General features: G+C 66.4%; 14 protein-coding genes and 1 tRNA gene. 5 read left to right on the top strand and 10 right to left on the bottom strand.

What is annotated here, in order from left to right; translation table 11 throughout:
* Positions 1–34: 34 nt before the first annotated feature.
* Positions 35–1939: a potassium transporter Kup gene (locus ACM0M4_RS22040; protein ID WP_003104754.1), complete on the top strand. Its 1905-nt coding sequence runs from the start codon at positions 35–37 to the stop codon at positions 1937–1939.
* Between the two features lie 54 nt (positions 1940–1993).
* Here the strand turns inward: ACM0M4_RS22040 and ACM0M4_RS22035 are convergent, their stop codons facing one another.
* The 3 genes from ACM0M4_RS22035 to mprF form a co-directional block, all read right to left on the bottom strand.
* On the bottom strand, positions 1994–2542 hold the full coding sequence (locus tag ACM0M4_RS22035; protein WP_003112597.1) for a cytochrome b: 549 nt from the start codon (positions 2540–2542) through the stop codon (positions 1994–1996).
* A gap of 160 nt (positions 2543–2702) precedes the next feature.
* Positions 2703–3986, bottom strand: coding sequence for a virulence factor family protein (locus tag ACM0M4_RS22030; RefSeq protein ID WP_115288844.1), 1284 nt, complete (start codon positions 3984–3986; stop codon positions 2703–2705).
* Position 3987: 1 nt separating this feature from the next.
* Positions 3988–6633: a bifunctional lysylphosphatidylglycerol flippase/synthetase MprF gene (gene mprF, locus ACM0M4_RS22025; protein ID WP_004353274.1), complete on the bottom strand. Its 2646-nt coding sequence runs from the start codon at positions 6631–6633 to the stop codon at positions 3988–3990.
* 249 nt (positions 6634–6882) lie between these two features.
* Here mprF and ACM0M4_RS22020 point away from each other — a divergent pair, with 249 nt between their 5' ends.
* Complete coding sequence (locus tag ACM0M4_RS22020; RefSeq protein ID WP_003104747.1) at positions 6883–7242, top strand: hypothetical protein; 360 nt, start codon at positions 6883–6885, stop codon at positions 7240–7242.
* Positions 7243–7256: 14 nt separating this feature from the next.
* On the opposite strand, the gene ACM0M4_RS22015 is transcribed toward ACM0M4_RS22020, so the two are convergent.
* Complete coding sequence (locus tag ACM0M4_RS22015; protein WP_003086015.1) at positions 7257–7571, bottom strand: hypothetical protein; 315 nt, start codon at positions 7569–7571, stop codon at positions 7257–7259.
* A 178-nt stretch (positions 7572–7749) separates the two neighbouring features.
* A tRNA-Met gene (locus tag ACM0M4_RS22010) sits at positions 7750–7826 on the bottom strand.
* Between the two features lie 146 nt (positions 7827–7972).
* Here ACM0M4_RS22010 and dinB point away from each other — a divergent pair.
* Positions 7973–9022, top strand: coding sequence for a DNA polymerase IV (gene dinB / locus ACM0M4_RS22005; RefSeq protein WP_003109930.1), 1050 nt, complete (start codon positions 7973–7975; stop codon positions 9020–9022).
* Between the two features lie 6 nt (positions 9023–9028).
* Here the strand turns inward: dinB and ACM0M4_RS22000 are convergent, their stop codons facing one another.
* The 5 genes from ACM0M4_RS22000 to gacS all read right to left on the bottom strand — a co-directional run bounded on the left by ACM0M4_RS22000 (position 9029) and on the right by gacS (position 15775).
* On the bottom strand, positions 9029–10957 hold the full coding sequence (locus tag ACM0M4_RS22000) for a sulfatase-like hydrolase/transferase (RefSeq protein WP_003145585.1): 1929 nt from the start codon (positions 10955–10957) through the stop codon (positions 9029–9031).
* Between the two features lie 112 nt (positions 10958–11069).
* Positions 11070–11477, bottom strand: coding sequence for an META domain-containing protein (locus ACM0M4_RS21995; RefSeq protein WP_003112593.1), 408 nt, complete (start codon positions 11475–11477; stop codon positions 11070–11072).
* A 67-nt stretch (positions 11478–11544) separates the two neighbouring features.
* Complete coding sequence (locus ACM0M4_RS21990) at positions 11545–11970, bottom strand: hypothetical protein (protein WP_003120718.1); 426 nt, start codon at positions 11968–11970, stop codon at positions 11545–11547.
* A 35-nt stretch (positions 11971–12005) separates the two neighbouring features.
* On the bottom strand, positions 12006–12995 hold the full coding sequence (locus ACM0M4_RS21985) for a 2-hydroxyacid dehydrogenase (protein WP_003112591.1): 990 nt from the start codon (positions 12993–12995) through the stop codon (positions 12006–12008).
* 2 nt (positions 12996–12997) lie between these two features.
* Positions 12998–15775: a two-component system sensor histidine kinase GacS gene (gene gacS / locus ACM0M4_RS21980; RefSeq protein WP_221345430.1), complete on the bottom strand. Its 2778-nt coding sequence runs from the start codon at positions 15773–15775 to the stop codon at positions 12998–13000.
* Positions 15776–15960: 185 nt separating this feature from the next.
* Here gacS and pirR point away from each other — a divergent pair, with 185 nt between their 5' ends.
* Positions 15961–16680, top strand: a complete 720-nt coding sequence (gene pirR, locus ACM0M4_RS21975) for a response regulator transcription factor PirR (protein ID WP_054376012.1) — start codon at positions 15961–15963, stop codon at positions 16678–16680.
* Positions 16680–18017 carry a sensor histidine kinase PirS gene (gene pirS / locus ACM0M4_RS21970; RefSeq protein ID WP_010895528.1) on the top strand — a complete coding sequence of 446 codons (1338 nt, stop codon included), beginning with the start codon at positions 16680–16682 and terminating at the stop codon, positions 18015–18017. Before pirR ends, pirS begins: the two co-directional genes overlap by 1 nt.
* The last annotated feature ends 9 nt before the right edge of the window (positions 18018–18026 follow it).

The raw sequence follows: 18026 nt of genomic DNA, 5'->3' as shown, positions 1-18026 counted from the left end.
GCATTTGCCGAATTTTTCCGGGGGAAAGCGTTTCATGAGTGATGCAGCGACGCGTGCCGAGGAGACTTCGGAGGGGCATTCCAGCTCTGCCATCGGCCTGATGGTCGGGGCGGTTGGAGTCTGCTATGGGGATATTGGCACCAGTCCCTTGTATACCCTGAAAGAGGTCTTCATCGGCGGCTACGGGGTGCAGGCCAACCACGATGGCGTCCTTGGCGTGCTGTCGCTGATCTTCTGGTCGCTGGTCTGGGTCGTTTCCATCAAGTACGTGATCTTCGTCCTGCGTGCCGACAACCAGGGCGAGGGCGGGGTGATGGCGCTGTCGGCCCTGGCGCGCCGGGCGGCGGCGCCGTTCGGCAGGCTGCAGACCTTCGTGGTGGTTGCCGGCCTGATCGGCGCGGCGCTGTTCTACGGCGACAGCATGATCACCCCGGCGATCTCGGTACTGTCGGCGGTAGAAGGGCTGGAGATCGCCTTCGACGGCCTGGAGCACTGGACGGTACCGCTGGCGCTTATCGTGCTGATCGGCCTGTTCCTGATCCAGAAGCACGGCACCGCGCGGATCGGCATCCTGTTCGGCCCGGTCATGGTGCTCTGGTTCGGCGCCCTGGCGGCGCTGGGCGTCTACGGGGTGATCCAGCAGCCGGAAGTGCTGCAGGCGATGAACCCTGTATGGGCCGTGCGTTTCTTCAGCTCGCATCCCGGCATCGGTGTCGCCATCCTCGGCGCCACCGTACTGGCGCTGACCGGCGCCGAGGCGCTGTACGCCGACATGGGCCACTTCGGTCGCAAGCCGATCGCCCGTGCCTGGTTCCTGCTGGTGCTGCCGGCGCTGGTGCTGAACTACTTCGGCCAGGGCGCGACCATCCTTTCCAACGCCGAGGCGGCGCGCAACCCCTTCTACCTGCTGGCGCCGGGCTGGGCGCTGCTGCCGATGGTGGCGCTGTCCACCCTGGCCACGGTGATCGCCTCCCAGGCGGTGATCTCCGGCGCCTTCTCCCTGACCCGCCAGGCGATCCAGCTCGGCTACGTGCCGCGGATGACCATCCAGCACACTTCCAGCCACGAGCAGGGGCAGATCTACATCGGCGGGGTGAATTGGGCGCTGATGGTCGGCGTGGTCCTGCTGGTGCTCGGCTTCGAGTCCTCGGCGTCGCTGGCGGCTGCCTACGGCGTGGCGGTGACCGGAACCATGCTGATCACCACCCTGCTGATGGGCGTGGTGATCTGGCGCCTGTGGAAATGGCCGCTGTGGCTGGGCGTCCCGTTCTTCTGCGTGATGCTCGCGGTGGACAGCCTGTTCTTCGCCGCCAACCTGCCCAAGGTGATCCAGGGCGGCGCCTTCCCGGTCATCGCGGGTATCGTCATCTTCATCCTGATGTCCACCTGGAAGCGTGGCCGCCAACTGCTGGTGGAGCGTCTCGACGAGGGCTCGCTGCCGCTCTCGGTGTTCATTTCCAGCATGCGCGTGCAGCCGCCGCACCGGGTCCAGGGGACCGCGGTGTTCCTTACCGCGCGTACCGACGCGGTGCCTCACGCGCTGCTGCACAACCTGTTGCACAACCAGGTGCTGCACGAGCAGGTGGTGCTGCTCACCGTGGTCAACGAAGACAGCCCACGGGTTTCGCCGGATCGCCGTTTCGAGGTCGAGGCCTATGGCGACGGGTTCTTCCGGGTGATCCTGCACTTCGGCTTCATGGAAGAGCCAGACATCCCGGCTGCCTTGCGCCTGTGCCATCTCAACGAACTGGACTTCAGCCCGATGCGCACCACCTACTTCCTCAGCCGGGAGACGGTGATTCCATCCAAGCGCATCGGCATGGCGCGCTGGCGCGAGGGGTTGTTCGCCTTCCTGCTGAAGAACGCCAACGGCAACCTGCGCTATTTCAACCTGCCGCTCAACCGGGTGATCGAGTTGGGAACCCAGGTCGAGATCTGATCCGCTCCGCTGCAAAAAAGCGCGCCCGATTGGGCGCGTTTTTTTGCGCGTTTCTCAGCGCCGTTGCGGCAGCATCCGTACCAGGGTGTTGTCGCGGCTGACGAAGTGATGGAAGAGCGCCGCGGCGGCGTGCAGGCCGATCAGGAAATAACCGGCGTTGCCGATGGTTTCGTGCCATTCCTTGATTTGCCCGGCGAGGTCGGGGTTCTTGTCGACCAGCGGCGGTAGCTCCAGGCCGAAGAACGGTATCGGCTTGCCGGCGGCGCTGAGGATCAGCCAGCCGGCGAAGGGCAGGCCGATCATCATCAGGTAGAGGGCGTAGTGCATCAGCCTGGCCAGCGTCGCCTGCCAGGCGGGGATGGCGGGCTCTATGCGCGGGGTAGGGGTGGCCAGGCGCACCAGCAGGCGCAACCAGACCAGCAGGAAAACGCTCAGGCCAAGCATGAAGTGCCATTGCTTGAGCAGTTCGCGGGTTTCGCTGCCCTTGGGGAAATTGCCCTTCAGTTCGATACAGGCGTAGACCCCGGCGATCAGCAGCAGGGTCAGCCAGTGCAGGGCAATGGTCAGGCTCCCATAACGGGATTCGGTGTTTTTCCAGCTCATCACGGTTCCTTCTCTTCGGCTCTCGGGAGCCCGCTCTGCGGCGGGTCGGCCGGTATTCTCGGCGGCTCCGCTGAAGCCAGCCTGAATGCCCCCGGCAGGCTCAGTCTAGCTGGCGCCGGCCGGGGACAAGAAGGGCGGAGCGGGGAGAGCTTGATCGCGATCAGGCGTCGGGAGCGTTCTCGCGGTCGCGGATGGCCTGGAGCATCTTCTTCGCCAGGGACAGGTAGTCCTCGTCGAAGTGGTGGCCGCCCGGCAGTTCGAGCTTCTCGCCGACGGCCTGGGATTGGGTACAGCCGCTTTCGTCCTTTTCTTCGGCGCCATAGATGCAGAACACCTTGGCTGCCGGCAACCTGGCCATTTCCGGGCCGGTGGCGGCTTCCTCGCCGGCCTTGCCCAGCCAGCCTTCCACTTCGATCTCGAAGCTGCCGGTCCGCGCCAGCGCCAGCAGCAGCATGGCTTTCACTTGCTGCTGGTCCTTTCCGGGCAGGCGGTTGTAGATCGCCGGCAGGATGTCAGCGCCGAACGAGTAGCCGGCCAGGACGAAACGTTTCGCGCCCCACTTCTCGCGGTAGTGTTGCATCAGCTTGGAGAGGTCGGCGGCGCTCTGTTCCGGGCTCTTGTGTTGCCAGTAGTAGCGCAGGGTGTCGATGCCGACCACCGGGTAGCCCATGCTGGCCATATGCTCGGCAGAGTCCTTGTCCAGGTCGCGCCAGCCGCCGTCGCCGGAATAGAACAGGGTGACGATGTCCGAGGGTTTCGCCGCGGGGACCTCGAGTACCGGCAGGGCCTCGGCGTTGCCTTGCAGTTGCAGGCGCAACTGATGGGCGAGCACGTCGGACAGCGGGGTGTCGTAGTCGCTGATGCTGGTTTCCGCGCTCGACTGCTTGCGGACGAAGACTGCGGTGTCGTCGTCCGGGTTGTCGTTCCAGGCCAGCAGCCACTGGCCGTGCGACGCCTGGTGCGGCAGCGGGGCGTCGCAGTCGCGCTCGGCCAGGGCAATGTCGAAGCCGACCGAGAGCGCCTTGGCCGTGTCGTCGTCCTGGCTGGCGAGCCAGCGCCAGGCGGTGGTCGAGCCCGGGCCGATGCCGGCGACCAGGTTCGGCTTGCCGCCGAGGTGGGCAATGACCGCTTCGAGCCGGGACTGCTGCGCCCTGCAATCGCCGTTTTCCGGGGGGAAGTACTGGATCACCCGGGCGGCGCTGTCGTGAGCCAGGTTCAGCATCTGGGCGTCGTTCAGTTGCTGTTCGGGGGCGGCGATCACCACCACCCGCGAGCGCGGCTTCTCGCCGGGTTCGGCAAGGGTGGCGTGGCCGCCGTCGTCGAGGTCCAGGGCTTCCAGTTTCGCCTGGGCCGCCGGTCGGCTCCAGAGCAGCAGGGCGGCACCGACGATCAGCACCAGGGCGGCGACCAGAAAACGGCGCCAGTGACGTTTCACGACAGACATATCAGCGTTTCACCAATCCAGTCAGGCCGCCGGCGATCAGCGCGGCGGTATCGGCCAGGGCCACCAGCGGGTCGAGCCCGGCTGGCACGGCCAGGTAGCGGGGTTCCCAGTCGGGCTGGAACTTGTCCTTGAAGCGTCGCAGCCCCTGGAAATTGTAGAACTGTTCGCCCCGCCGGAAGACCAGCGCGCCCAGGCGCTGGGTCAACGGCGCGCCGCGCCTTGGCTGGAGCCCGGCCAGCGGCACCATGCCGAGGCTGAAGCGCGCGTGGCCCTTGGCCTTGTAGTGGAGGATGAGGCCGAGCATGAGGAACTCCATGGTCAGCTTCGGCGCGTCCGGGTGCACGCGCATCAGGTCGAGGCTCGCCAGTTCGCGGCTGTCGGTTTCCAGCAGGTTGGCGAAGGCCACCGGCTTGCCCTGGTGGCGGACGATGGCGATGCGGAAGAAGTTCAGGTACGCCGGGGTGAAGCGGCCCAGGGAGAAGCCTTTCTCGCGCACCTGCTTGCCGCCCAGCCAGGCGTCCGATATCGCCTTCAGCTCGTCCAGCGGAGCCTGGCCCGGTTCATGGAACTCCAGGGCCAGGCCGTCGCGCTGGCCGCGGTTCCAGGTGTAGCGCAGGTCTTTCATTTCCTTGCCCTTGTTCTCCAGGTCGAAGCGCAGCAGGTCGACTCGCGCTTCTTCGCCGAGCTTGAGGGCGGTCAGGCCAATGTCCATGTAGAACGGCAGGTTCTCGGCACGCACCTGGTAGAACACCGGGCGGGCATGGTGCAGGTCGCAGAGGTCGCGGAACTGCCAGATCAGTTCGGCGCGCTGCATGGCCGGGCCGATCGGGTCGTACAGGGCGATCATGCTGCGACCGCGGCGGGCGTACATGAGGAAAGCGTCGTCGCCCTCATGGAAGAGCAGGGCCTTGTCGCCGGTCAGGGCCAGGCCGCCATCCGGCTGGTCCGAGTGGCGGATGATCCGCGCCGCGCGCTGCAGCTCTTCCGCGTTCGGCTCGCGGATCGCCGGCGGTGCCGCGCGCAGCAGCCAGCCAAGGGCCAGGGCCAGGAGCAGCAGGCAACTGCCGAGGGCGGCGCGCAGGGCGCGCGGGGCGTCGGCGTCCAGGGCGAACTGCCACCAGAGCTGGTTGCTGTAATGCACGTCCTGGTTGGCGAACAGCAGCAGCCAGACCGAGGCGCCGACCACGCAGATGCTGGCGCCTACGTAAAGCGGCGAGAAGGGTACTTCCATCAGCCGGCTGGGACGGTAGAAGGAGCGGCGGAACATGGCGAGCAGCGCGGCGGTCAGGCTCAGCAGGCTGGCTTCCTCCCAGTCGAAGCCTTTCAGCAGCGAAAGCAGGGCGCCCACCAGCAACAGCACCAGGGTCAGGGCCCAGGCGGCCGACAGCCGTCGGCGCAAACCCTGCGCGAGCAGGAGGCAGAGCACGCCGATCAGGCTGGCGACCAGGTGCGAGGCATCGATCAGGCGATGTGGAATGAGGAAACCGAGGTGTTCCAGGCGGGTGTCGATCGCCGGTGTGGCGCCGGAAAACAGCAGCACGACACCGGAGAGGAAGACCAGGATCGCCAGGATCGGTGCGGCGAAACCCGAGGCGACGCGGATCGCCTGGCGCGTCACCCACAACCGGCGCGCTTCGAGGAACAGCAACAAAAGGCAGGCCAGCAGCAGTGGCAGTACCACATAAATCAAGCGGTACAAGAGCAGGGCCGCGGCCAGCGGCGCGGCGCCCAGTTGGCCGGCGAACGCGGCCAGCAGCACCGCCTCGAACACCCCGACTCCGCCCGGTACGTGGCTGAGCACGCCGGCGGCCAGGGCGAGCAGGTAGACCAGCAGGAACGCCGCGAAGGGTGGGGTTTCCGGCAGCAACAGATAAAGGACGGTAGCGGCGGCGGCGACGTCGAGGGCGGTGATCAGCAGTTGCAGCAGCGATAGGCGCAGGCCTGGCAGGCGCAGGCTGCGGCGGCCGAGGCGGACCAGCAGGCTGTCGGGGGACGGCCGTTCTCCCGGCAGGCGGTGCCGGGCCAGGAACGCCACCAGGCCGACAGCCAGCGACAGGACGGCGATCGCGATGACGGCGACCAGGGCGCGGGGCAGGTGCAGCGCCGACGCCGCATCGTCGAGGTCGCAGAGTGCGGCGAGTGCCGCCAGCACCGGCAGTGCGCAGCCCAGGGAAAGGCTGGCAAATAGCGTCATCCGGGCTATTTCGGCAGCGCCGATGCCATGCCGGGAATACAGTCGGTAGCGTACGGAGCCGCCGGAAAGCAGCGACAGGCCTACCGCATTGCCGATGGCGAAGGCGCTGAAGCCGCCGGTGGCCAGGCTGCGCATGGGCAGCGTGACGCCAGCGAAGCGGCTGGCCGACCACTCGTAGCCGAGCAGGATGACGAAGCCGAGGGCGGTCGCGCTCAGGGCGCCGAGCAGCGCCGGCCTGGGCACGTCGGCGATGGCATCGTGGAGGGCGCCGGGATCGATCTCCCGTAGCAGGTGGTAGCAGGCCACCAGCGCCAGGCCGAACAGCAGCAAGGTGAAGACCAGGCCGATGGGCTGGCGGTAGGCGGTAATCCGATCGATCAGCCGGATGCGTTGTGGGGACGCGGGAGAGCTGGGTGGAGCGGGATGTTCTGGAACGGGAGCGTCGGTGCGCATCAGCCACCTCATGGGAATTTGCGCGACAGAGTATGGCCTCTCGGGCGAGTTCCCAAGTGGTCGCAGCAGATTTTTTCTGTGCGGGGCGGCGTCCTGTCACAGGGAGAAGACCGCCGGGTTTTGCAGGAGTTGCGTCGGCGAAGTGGCCGAAGGCCATTTGCTGGTATTCGTTCAGCGATGGTTCAGCTTGCCGTGGGCATAGTGGCGGCTTGCACTGTCCGACCATTTCCGAGGGGGGGAAGGGTGACGATGATCCAGGCGGGCATTCATGTCGGCGCCGGAGTCGTGCTGGGCGTGGCCGCTGGATGGTGGCTGGGGGATTGGGAACAGTCGTTGCAGGTCAAGGACTCGGTGGCGCGGGTCGATTGCCTGTTGTACGGCGCCCTGCTGGTGGTGTTGCTCCGCCACGACGGATGGTTGCGCCGCCTGGGCCTGCTGGGCCTGGGGCTGTTCTGCGGTTCCCTGCTGGTCTATTCGGTGAATCCGGCAAGCCTGTTCGCTGCGAAAGAGTCCTGGAGCCTTGCGCGGATCTCCATGCGGGCCTTCGGTCCGCTGGTGATGCTGGTCGTGGGGATGGCCTGCGCGCGCCTGGCACACGAGTTGCGCTGACGCTGGCGTTGCGCTCACGCCGGAGTCAGGTGACGCGATTCCTCGCGGTATTCCTTCAACCAGCGCAGCACTTCCACGGCCTCCCAGCGAGAGGGGTCGTACAACGCATAGATCTCGCCCTGGTAGCCGACCACATCGAGCGGCCGGTGGAAGCCGGCGCGCTGGAACAGCGCCTCGATCTCGGCGAAGCAGGTGTTGAAGTGCACGCGGGTGAACGGCGTCTTGCCGTCGGTGACCAGGCCGTCCATCTGCAGTTCGTCCACTGCCTGGCGGATGTCGTCGAGTTCCATCCGGTTCACGCTGCGCTTCAATTGTTCGACGTTCAGCATCTGTCTGTCCTTTCCGTATCCGTTACCGAGCACTCATCGAAGGCTGAGCTTGCTGTACGAATATACAGTTAAATGTGCGATGATGCGAGCGAACGGAGGGCGAGGCGATGCAGTGGAACAGGAGGGGCGGAATGCAAAAAGCCCCGGCGCTATCGCTAGTGCCGGGGCTTTTCGAATGTGGTTGCGGGAGCTGGATTTGAACCAACGACCTTCGGGTTATGAGCCCGACGAGCTACCAGACTGCTCCATCCCGCGTCTGTGTGGGCGCATTCTACGGACTCTCGTCGGGCTGTCAATCGATTTTTCGAAAAAAGTGTTTTTTCTTCAAATGCTTAGCGCTTGCCCAATGTTAGAATTCAGCGCTCCGGGGCAGGCCCGGCGGGGCTTGTAGCGAGATTCCGGTGCGGAAAATCATCCATATAGACTGCGACTGTTTCTACGCCGCCCTCGAGATGCGCGACGACCCCAGCTTGCGCGGCAAGGCGCTGGCGGTTGGCGGTTCGCCGGACAAGCGCGGAGTGGTCGCCACTTGCAGCTACGAGGCGCGAGCCTATGGCGTGCGCTCGGCGATGGCCATGCGCACGGCGCTCAAGCTGTGTCCCGATCTGCTGGTGGTGCGCCCGCGTTTCGATGTCTACCGGGCGGTGTCGAAGCAGATCCATGCGATCTTCCGCGATTATACCGATCTGATCGAGCCGCTTTCGCTGGACGAGGCCTACCTGGACGTCAGCGCTTCGCCGCATTTCGCCGGTAGCGCCACGCGGATTGCCCAGGACATCCGCCGCCGGGTGGCCGAGGAGCTGCACATCACCGTTTCGGCGGGCGTCGCGCCGAACAAGTTCCTGGCCAAGATCGCCAGCGACTGGCGCAAGCCGGACGGGCTGTTCGTGATTACCCCGGAGCAGGTCGACGGGTTCGTCGCCGAGTTGCCGGTGGCCAAGTTGCATGGCGTCGGCAAGGTCACGGCGGAGCGCCTGGCGCGGATGGGCATCCGCACCTGCGCCGACCTGCGCCAGGGCAGCAAGCTGAGCCTGGTGCGCGAGTTCGGCAGCTTCGGCGAACGCCTGTGGGGACTGGCCCATGGTATCGACGAGCGACCGGTGGAAGTCGACAGCCGGCGCCAGTCGGTGAGCGTCGAATGTACCTTCGATCGCGACCTGCCGGACCTGGCGGCTTGCCTGGAGGAGCTGCCGACCCTGCTCGGGGAGCTGGACGGACGCCTGCAACGCCTGGATGGCAGTTATCGGCCGGACAAGCCGTTCGTGAAACTGAAGTTTCACGATTTCACCCAGACCACGGTGGAACAGTCCGGCGCCGGGCGCGACCTGGAGAGCTACCGGCAATTGCTCGGCCAGGCCTTTGCCCGTGGCAATCGTCCGGTGCGCCTGATCGGCGTCGGCGTGCGCCTGCTCGACCTGCAGGGCGCCCACGAACAACTCAGGTTGTTCTGATGCTCCTCATGGCGTCAACGAAGTCGCGAGGTTCCGCGGCGACGGCTCTTCCCCTACCGGCAAGGCGCTGAAGCGGCCGAGATCCTGCAGCAGTTCCAGGCGTGCTGCACGGAGTGGGCCGCGTATGGCTTCCTGTTGTTCCACGTCGAGCGGGCGGTCGTCGCCATCGCTCACCGGACCGTGGTGACGGTCCGCGCCACGCAGTGGGAAGCTCACCTTGAAGCCTTCGCCCAGGTAGGCGATGCGCGTGGTATCGGCGCTCACCGCATAGTCGCGATGGTAGTCCGCTGCGAGCAGGTCCTGTCCCAGCGAGTAGTCGCGGGGCGGATTGCGTACGCCCAGCAGCGGCAGGAGCGTTGCGGGCAGGTCGATGTGGCTGGTGATGCCGCGGACGGCACGGGGCGCCTGTCCGGGAATGCTCAGCACGGCGACGGTGCCGGTCTGGTAGCGATTGAACTCGGTATTGTGGCCCCAGCGCGAGCGTTCCATGAACTCTTCCCCATGGTCGCCGAGCACCACTACCGCGGTGTTTTCCAGCAGGTGCTGGTTTTCCAGGTGCTGCAGCAGGCGGCCGATCTGTGTATCGACTTCGCGCACGGCATTCAGGTAGCGGTTCTTGATCAGCGGCATCTGCGCCTGGAAATCGGTGGTCAGGTAGTTGAAGTTGACCAGATAGGGGCGGATTTTCGCGGTCTCGTCGCGGAAGCTGTAGTTGGCGTGGCTCGACTCGAGGAACAGGCAGGCGAAGAACGGCCGGTCGGGTAGTCGGCGATCGACGAAGCGCAGCAGGTCGTCGGTGTTCCGGGCGTCGCGCTGCCAGGCAGGCTCCGGGCTATCCAGCACGTGCAGGTCCTGCGGGCGCAGGTTGACGAACACGCTGCGGTCGAAGGGCGGATAGCTGAAACGTTGCGCGGCATTGATCCGGAACTGGTAGTTCTGCTGCCTGAGTACCTCCATGAGCACCGGCGGCTGGCCGGCCTTCAGCACGGCGTCCCAGTAGCCGCCGTGCAGCCCGTAGAACATGCCGAAGACGCCCATCTGGGTCAGGTTGCCGCTGCTGTAGTGGTTGTCCAGGCGGATCGCCCGGTTGGAGAAGTCCCACAGCCTGGGCATGTAGCGCGGATCGAGCATGTCCCCGCGGAGCGACTCGGCGACGATCCAGACGATGTTCAATGGGTTCGCCGGGGCGCTGATCTCCAGCGGCCGGAGCGGATAGTGCAGGTCGCTCTGCTGCTGGAGCAGCTCGCGCTGGGTGGGCGTCGGCTGGATGCCCAGGCTTCGCGCCAGGCTGCGGACGGTCAATGGCAGGTACAGCGGATAGCGTTCGCTGGCCAGCAGGATCGGCCGGTAGTCGCGCAGGGAGCTGAACGCATAGGCCAGGCGTTCTCCCAGGGCCAGGCAGAGGAAGGCCGCCAACAGGTAGCGCCAGGCGCGCCGAGGGAGCGCGGGAAGGCGTTCGCGGCTGACCTGGCAGGCGCTGTACAGCAGCACCTGCAGACAGAGCAGGGCCAGGGCCGCCAGGCTTGCGCTGAGCAGGGTGCCGTCGCCGCTGCCGAGGCTGGAGAGGCCGCCGGGCGAGACCAGCAGGCCGATGCTGAAACCGTTGAGGTGGAATCCGTACAGGTCGTAGAGGGTGCGGTCGGCGTAGAGCAGTATCTGTACCGCTGCGCTGCCGACGATGGCCAGCACGCCTGCCAGCCACGGACTGAGGCGCACGGGAAGGCGATCATGGAAATGCAGGAGCAGTCGGCAGGCGAGGTACACCGGGACTATATAAAGGAAGGCGTAGCTCAGGCTGGCAGCGACGCTCCAGAGCGGCAGCCAGGCGTCGTCGAAGACGATCCCGTCCTGCAGGCGCAGCACCTGCCAGAGCACCACCAGCCACGACAACAGAAAGAAGCGGTTGAGTGTCTCGGTGCTGGGGGGGGCGAACATCAAGCGTCTCCGGGCGAGGATGCGGAAGCCTAGGGACGTGGTGGTCAAGCGGGAATGAAATGGATGTCAAAAAAATGTAAACGGGCGGCGCCGGGTAGCGCCGCTTCAGGCTTCAGTCGTGCTCGGGGACCAGGCGCAGCGGCTTGCCTTCGGCCGGCCACAGGCGCAGCTCGTCGGACGGCGAAATGTCCCAGTGCTGGACGCTCTGCAGCAGGGCCAGGAAGCGCCGTTCCTGCTCCATGATCTCCGCCGCGCACAGGCGGCGGGTGCTGCCGATGGCGCCGAACTGAAGGAGGTCGTCCTGCAGGGTGTAGCTGGCGAACCAGTGGTTGCAGCCGCCATTGCCGAAGGCGCGGCCCTGGCCGTCGAAGGTCAGGCTGATGTGGCTGTAGTCCATCGTCGGTTGTGCCCCGACCCAATCGACCTGGTAGGCCTGCTCGGTTTCCAGGGTGGTCTCCTGGCTGGCGCAACCGCCCAGGATCAGGGCGGCGGAGGCGAAGAGGGCGAGAGAGGGTTTCATGGCGTTTCCTTTGCGCATTTCGTACGGGCGATAGTTCACAGACCGTCGGTCGGACGGAGCGTTCGCCTTACTGGCATTTCGGGCACAGGTGCTTGTCTTCGCGGCTGCGCCAGCCCAGTTCGTGAATGCGTTCTTCGGCGGCCGGCGCCAGGGCCTTGCGACCGAGACTGGCGTCCACGGCGAACTCGAAGTCGAGACGAGCCTGGCACTGGTCGCAGTCGACCTGCCAGGTATGGATCGCCAGTTCGCGGAATGCCGGGCCGCGGGCGACCGCCAGCCACTGGCCGGGCGGGTTGATCAGGTGGCGGACCTTTTCCACGGTCAGGCGCATGCTCAGGGTCTTGCTGCCCTTGAGGCTGACCAGCAGCACGTCGTCGGCCTTGATCGAGCCGCCGGTGCCGGTGACCTGGTAGCGCCCCGGGGAGAGCGCGCGGCATTCGTTGAGGGTGTATTGCGGGTTGAGCAGGGTGTAACGGAAATCGTGTTCAGCCATGGAGCCTCCAATCAGCCGCGCATGCTACCACGCCATCAGGCCCGGACCCGATTGCGTGGCGTCCCGTCCTGCCAGGCGGCGATGTTGTCCAGGGTGGTGTCGGCGATCGCCGCCAGCGCCTCGCGGGTAAGGAAGGCCTGGTGGGCCGTCACCACCACGTTGGGGAAGCTCAGCAGGCGTGCCAGCACGTCATCCTGCAGGGGCTGGTCGGAGCGATCCTCGAAAAAGATATCCGCTTCCTCTTCATAGACATCGAGGCCGAGGTAGCCCAGTTGTCCGCTCTTCAGCGCCTCGATCAGCGCCGCGGCGTTCACCAGGGCGCCACGGCCGGTATTGATCAGCATCGCGCCGGGTTTCATCGTCGCCAGGCGCTGCGCGTCGATGAGGTGGCGGGTGTCGGCGGTCAGCGGGCAATGCAGGCTGACGATGTCGGACTCGGCGAGCAGGGCGTCGAGCGCCAGGTAGCGGCCGCCGAGTGCTTGGATGCGCGGATTGGGATAGGGATCGTAGGCCAGCAGCTCGCAGCCGAAGCCGGCCATGATGCGGGCGAAGGTCTCGCCGATCTGTCCGGTGCCGATCACTCCGACGCGTTTGCCGTGGAGGTCGAAGCCGGTCAGCCCATGCAGCGAGAAATCGCCCTCGCGGGTCCGGTTGTAGGCGCGGTGCAGGCGCCGGTTGAGCGTCAGGATCAGGCCGACCGCGTGCTCGGCGACAGCGTGCGGCGAATAGGCCGGGACGTGCACCACCGGCAGGCCGAGCGCTTCGGCGGCGGCCAGGTCGACGTGGTTGTAGCCGGCCGAGCGCAGGGCGACCAGGCGCGTGCCGCCGGCGGCCAGGCGTTCCAGTACCGGCCGCGAGAGGTCGTCGTTGACGAAGGCGCAGACTACTTCGAAGCCCTGGGCGAGGACCGCCGTGTCCGCCTGCAGGTGGGCCTGCTGGAAGTGCAGTTCGAAGCCGTGCCGGTGGTTGCTGGCTTGGAAGCTCTCGCTGTCGTAGGCCTGGCTGCTGAAGAACAGGATGCGCATGGTCAGAGTTCGCTGGAGTCGAGGCTGGTGGAGGACAGGTGGGTGGTGGCCGAGGCAGTGTCGGCCAGGGCCTCGATGGCCTTGTCCAGCTCGTCCAGGGCCGCGGCCGCCGCCGGATCGTTCTGCTTGAGCAGGGTTTCGCTGGTCTGGCAGGCCGCGCGCAACTGCGGCACGCCACAGTAGCGAGTGGCGCCATGCAGCCGGTGGACCCTCTCGAGCAAAGCGGTGCGGTCGTCGTTGTCGCGGGCCTGGCGAATCGCCTGGCGGTCCGCCGCCAGCGAGGCCAGCAGCATCGCCAGCATGTCGGCGGCGAGGTCGGCCTTGCCGGCGGCCAGGCGCAGCCCTTCCTCGGGGTCGAGCACGCTCAACTGGCCGAGCTGCGGCGCACGGCTCATGCTGGCCAGCGACTGGCCCAGGCTCAGTCCGGTCCACTTCAGCACTACCTGGGCCAATTGCTGCTCGTCGATCGGCTTGGTCAGGTAGTCGTCCATGCCGGCCTGCAGCAATGCGCGCTTCTCGTTGGAAAGCGCATGTGCGGTGAGCGCGATCACCGGCACCGGGCTGACTTCCCGCTCGGCCTCCCAGCGGCGGATCGCCTCGGTGGCCTGGCGGCCGTCCATGCCGGGCATCTGCACGTCCATGAAGACCAGGTCGAAGCGCTCGCGCTGCACTACCTCGAGGGCCGCGTAGCCGCTGTCCACCGCGGTGACCTGGGCGCCGAGGTCGCTGAGCAGGGTCTGCACCAGCAGCAGGTTGGCCGGGTTGTCGTCGACGCATAGCAGCCGTGGCGGCCGTCCGGAAACCATGGCGTGGGGCTTGTCGCTGCGCGTCGGGCGGACTTGAAGCAACTCCTGCAGCTTGCGTTGCAGCTTGCGGGTGCAGGCGGGCTTGGCCTCGACCTGTTCGTCGGGCAGGGTCGCGTGGTATTGCGCCTGCTCGGTGGTCGGGCAGAGCACCAGGGTCTTGCAGCCGAGCCGTTCGAATTCCCAGAACGACTGGCTCAGCTCTTCCGGCGGATGGATCGCGGCCGAGACGCCGAGCACCGCCAGGCTGATCGGCAACTGGCCGGGCGGCGGGTTGCGCAGGCTTTCCTGGAGGCTGTCGAGGTCGGCGAATTCGCTCACTTCCAGGCCGAAGTCGGTGAGCTGGTGGTGCAGCGAGCGGCGCGTCAGATCCTGCGGTTCGAGCAGCGCCACGCGTTGGCCCGCGGCCCAGGAGGCGCCCGGCTCCTCGTTGTCGTCGCGACTTTTCGGCAGACTCAGGCTGATCCAGAACTCGGCGCCTTCCCCAGGCGTACTGTCGACGCCGATCTCGCCGCCCATCTGCTCGATCAGGCGCTTGGAGATCACCAGGCCCAGGCCGGTGCCACCGGCTTGCCGCGACAGTGAGTTGTCGGCCTGGCTGAAGGCCTTGAACAAGGCTTGCTGGTCTTCCTCGGAGAGGCCGATACCGGTGTCCTGGACGCTGATCCGCAGCTGCGCGCGGTCGTCGCTTTCGTCCTCGAGCATGGCGCGCACGGCGACGGTGCCGCCCTGGGTGAACTTGATGGCGTTGCCGACCAGGTTGGTGAGGATCTGCTTCAGCCGCTGCGGGTCGCCCTGCAATTGGATCGGGGTATCCCGGTAGACCAGGCTGACCAGTTCCAGTTGCTTCTCGTGGGCGGCCGGAGCCAGCATGGTCAGGGCGTCCTGGATCAGGTCGCGGAGATTGAAAGGGAGGTTTTCCAGAACCAGCTTGCCGGCCTCGATCTTCGAGAAATCGAGGATCTCGTTGATGATCCCCAGCAGGCTTTCCGCCGATTTCTGGATGGTCGTGAGGTAGTCCTGCTGGCGCGGGCTGAGCTCGCTCTTCTGCAGCAGGTTGGTGAAACCGAGGATGCCGTTGAGCGGGGTGCGGATCTCGTGGCTCATGTTGGCGAGGAACTCGGACTTGATCCTGCTCGCCTCCAGGGCCTCCTTGCGCGCCAGGTCCAGCTCGATGTTCTGGATCTCGATGGTTTCCAGGTTCTGGCGTACGTCCTCGGTGGCCTGGTCGATGTTGTGCTGCATTTCCTCCTGGGCGCTCTGCAGCGTTTCCGCCATGCGGTTGATGCCAGAGGCCAGTTCGTCCAGCTCGTTGCTGCCCATCGGTGGCAGGCGGGTTTCCATGCGGCCTTCCTTGAGCTGGGCGACGCCCTGGCTGATCAGTTCCAGCGGCGCGTTGATCGCGCGGCTCATGCGCAGGGCGAGGAGGGCGGTGACGCCGAGGCCGGCGGCGATCAGCAAGAGGCTGGTGAACAGGCTGCGATATCCGCGCAGCAGAGTCCCGTGGTGCGACAGTTCCAGTTCGACCCAGCCGAGTACGCGCTCGTCGTCAGGCTCGGTGGCGCCGGACAGGCTGTGGTGGCGGCCAAGAACCGGTAGCAGGAAGTGCGTGGTGTCCAGTTCGGTGGACATGCTCAGATGGCTGGCGTCGCCGGCCGGGGCGACGGTGAGCATGCTTGGCCCGGCATGGGCGAGGCGTTCCTGGCGGGCGTCGAGGAAGGTCACCGCGCGCACGTCCGGTTGGTCCAGCGCCTCGTTGGCGATGCGGTTGAGCACGGCGGTATCCTTTCGCGCCAGCGCGGTGGCGGCCAGCGGCGCCAGTTGTTCGGCGATCAGTTGCCCGCGCTCGATCAACTGGGCGCGCATGTCGGACAGCTGGACCCAGGTGAAGTAACCGCCAAGCACCATCGCCAGCAGGCTGGTGGGGAGCAGGGTGAGCAGCAGTACGCGCCCCTTGATGCCGAGATCCTTGAACACACGTCTCTCCGTCGAGCCAGATCGGGATGGCCGACGCTCCCCGGCCATACGTTTACCCCGCGCAGTTTAGCGGGTCGCGGAAGGGGAATCTGCACCGATGTGCGCAGCCCGGCGGATTCGGCTTGCGACGAAGCGGAAAGATCGTGAATACTGGCACGATTGCTAATCAATCTTATTTGGCTGCCATGTTCCTATCCCTGACGCCCGACCCCCGACTGCTGGCCATCGAGGACGATCCGACACTGGGCGCACATCTGTTCCAGCACCTCAATGGCAGCGGTTTCGAGGTGACCTGGTGCCGAGACGGGGAAGAGGGGTTGGCGGCTGCGCGCAGCGGCGGCTATGACCTGATCCTGATGGACATCATGCTGCCCGGGCGCGATGGCCTCGAGATTCTTCGCCAACTCCGCCAGGAGCAGGCGCTGCCGGTGATCCTGATGTCGGCCCTGGGCGCCGAGCAGGACCGCATCGCCGGGTTCAGCCAGGGCGCCGACGATTATCTGCCGAAGCCTTTCAGCCTGGCCGAGCTGCGGGTACGCATCGATGCCATCCTGCGTCGGATCGCCCTGGAGCGGGGGGGCGCGCCGGGCCGCTGCGCCGAACCGCTGGCGCGGCCCTCGCTGCAATTCTCTGCCGATGTCTGCGATGTCAGCCTTGGCGAGCGGTTCGCCGGCCTGACGCCGACCGAATACCGCCTGCTGGAAACCTTCCTCGCCGCGGAAGGCGAGACCCTGACCAAGGCCTTCCTTTACCAGCATGTCCTGCACCGCGGTCATACCCAGCATGATCGCAGCCTGGACATGCACGTCAGTCACCTGCGGCGCAAGCTGCAACGTCTCGGTTACGCCGGTCACCAGTTGCATACCGTCTGGGGCAAGGGTTACGTCCTGACACCGGCGCCATGATGCCCAACCGTCATTCTCTGTTCTGGCGCCTGGCCCTGGTGCTGGTGGCGTTCTTCCTGCTATCGGTATGGCTGTCCTGGACCTGGGGACGCAGTGCCGAACTGAAGGGTTACTACCTGTCCGCCGAAGCCCGCTCCGCCTTGGCGGATTATGCGCGGCGAGCCGAACGTGCCTGGCTCGACGATGGCCGCGAGGGCATCGACCGTTGGCTGGCCGAGCCGCGCCAGCGGGCGCTGGACTGGGTGGTCGTGCTCGACGGACGGTTGCAATCGCTGGGCAGTCGTCCGCTCACCACGGAGGAAGCCGAGCGCCTGACTTTCCTGCGGGGCGTCGACTGGCCGATGAGCTCCCGCTCGTTGTCGCGGCCGTTCATCAGCCTGCGCTTCCCCGAACATCCGGAGCAAGGCCGGGTGGTCCTGCGTCTTCCCGCCGAGTTCGTCCCTCCCGGCTTGTCGCCGGCCAAGCGCCTGGTCACCCATGGCCTGGTGCCGGCCGGGCTGGCCCTGCTGCTGGGAGTGTTGCTGTATCGGCGCTGGATAGTGCCGCTGGGACGCCTGCGAGCGCAGGCCAATGCCCTGCGCGGCAACGACCTGACGGCGCGTACGCAGGCAGAGATCAGCCGGCGCAGCGACGAGCTGGGCGATCTGGGGCGGGCGTTCGACCATATGGCCGAGCGACTCGACGAGCACATGGTGTTGCAGCGCCAACTGCTCCGCGATCTCTCCCACGAGCTGCGCACGCCGCTGGCGCGCCTGCAGGTGGCGGCAGAGGGCACGCTGTCCGCGCAGCTCCTGCGCGAGCGCCTGGAGCAGGAGGTACAGGGCATGCAGCAACTGGTGGACAACACCCTGGAGCTGGCCTGGATGGACACCGAACGCCCGGTATTGGCGCTGGAGGACATTTCCATCCCGGCGTTATGGGACCTGCTGGTGGAGAACGCACGCTTCGAAAGCGGCTGGGCCGCCGAGCGGTTCCGCAGCGCTCTGCCCGAGGATTGTGTCGTGCGTGGCAACCTCAATGCACTAGCCCAGGCCCTGGAGAACCTGCTGCGCAACGCCATCCGGCATTCGCCGGAAGGCGGCGTGATCCGCCTGCATGGTCGGCGCGAAGGAAGTTGCTGGTGGCTTTGCCTGGAAGACCAGGGCGAGGGTGTGGCCGAGCACCAGTTGGAGACCATCTTCCGCCCGTTCACCCGGCTGTCTTCGGCACGTACCGGCAAGGGCTTCGGCCTGGGACTGAGCATTGCCCGTCGCGCCGTGGTGCTCCAGGGCGGCCGCCTATGGGCGGAAGCCGCCGATCCGGGGCTGCGCCTGTGCCTGGTGCTGCCTTCTGCCTAGCGAGGCGCA

Origin of the sequence: Pseudomonas sp. 18-147, assembly GCF_051048045.1 — a bacterium.
Taxonomy (GTDB): Bacteria; Pseudomonadota; Gammaproteobacteria; order Pseudomonadales; family Pseudomonadaceae; genus Pseudomonas; species Pseudomonas aeruginosa.
This window is presented reverse-complemented; position numbering and strand designations above follow the sequence as displayed.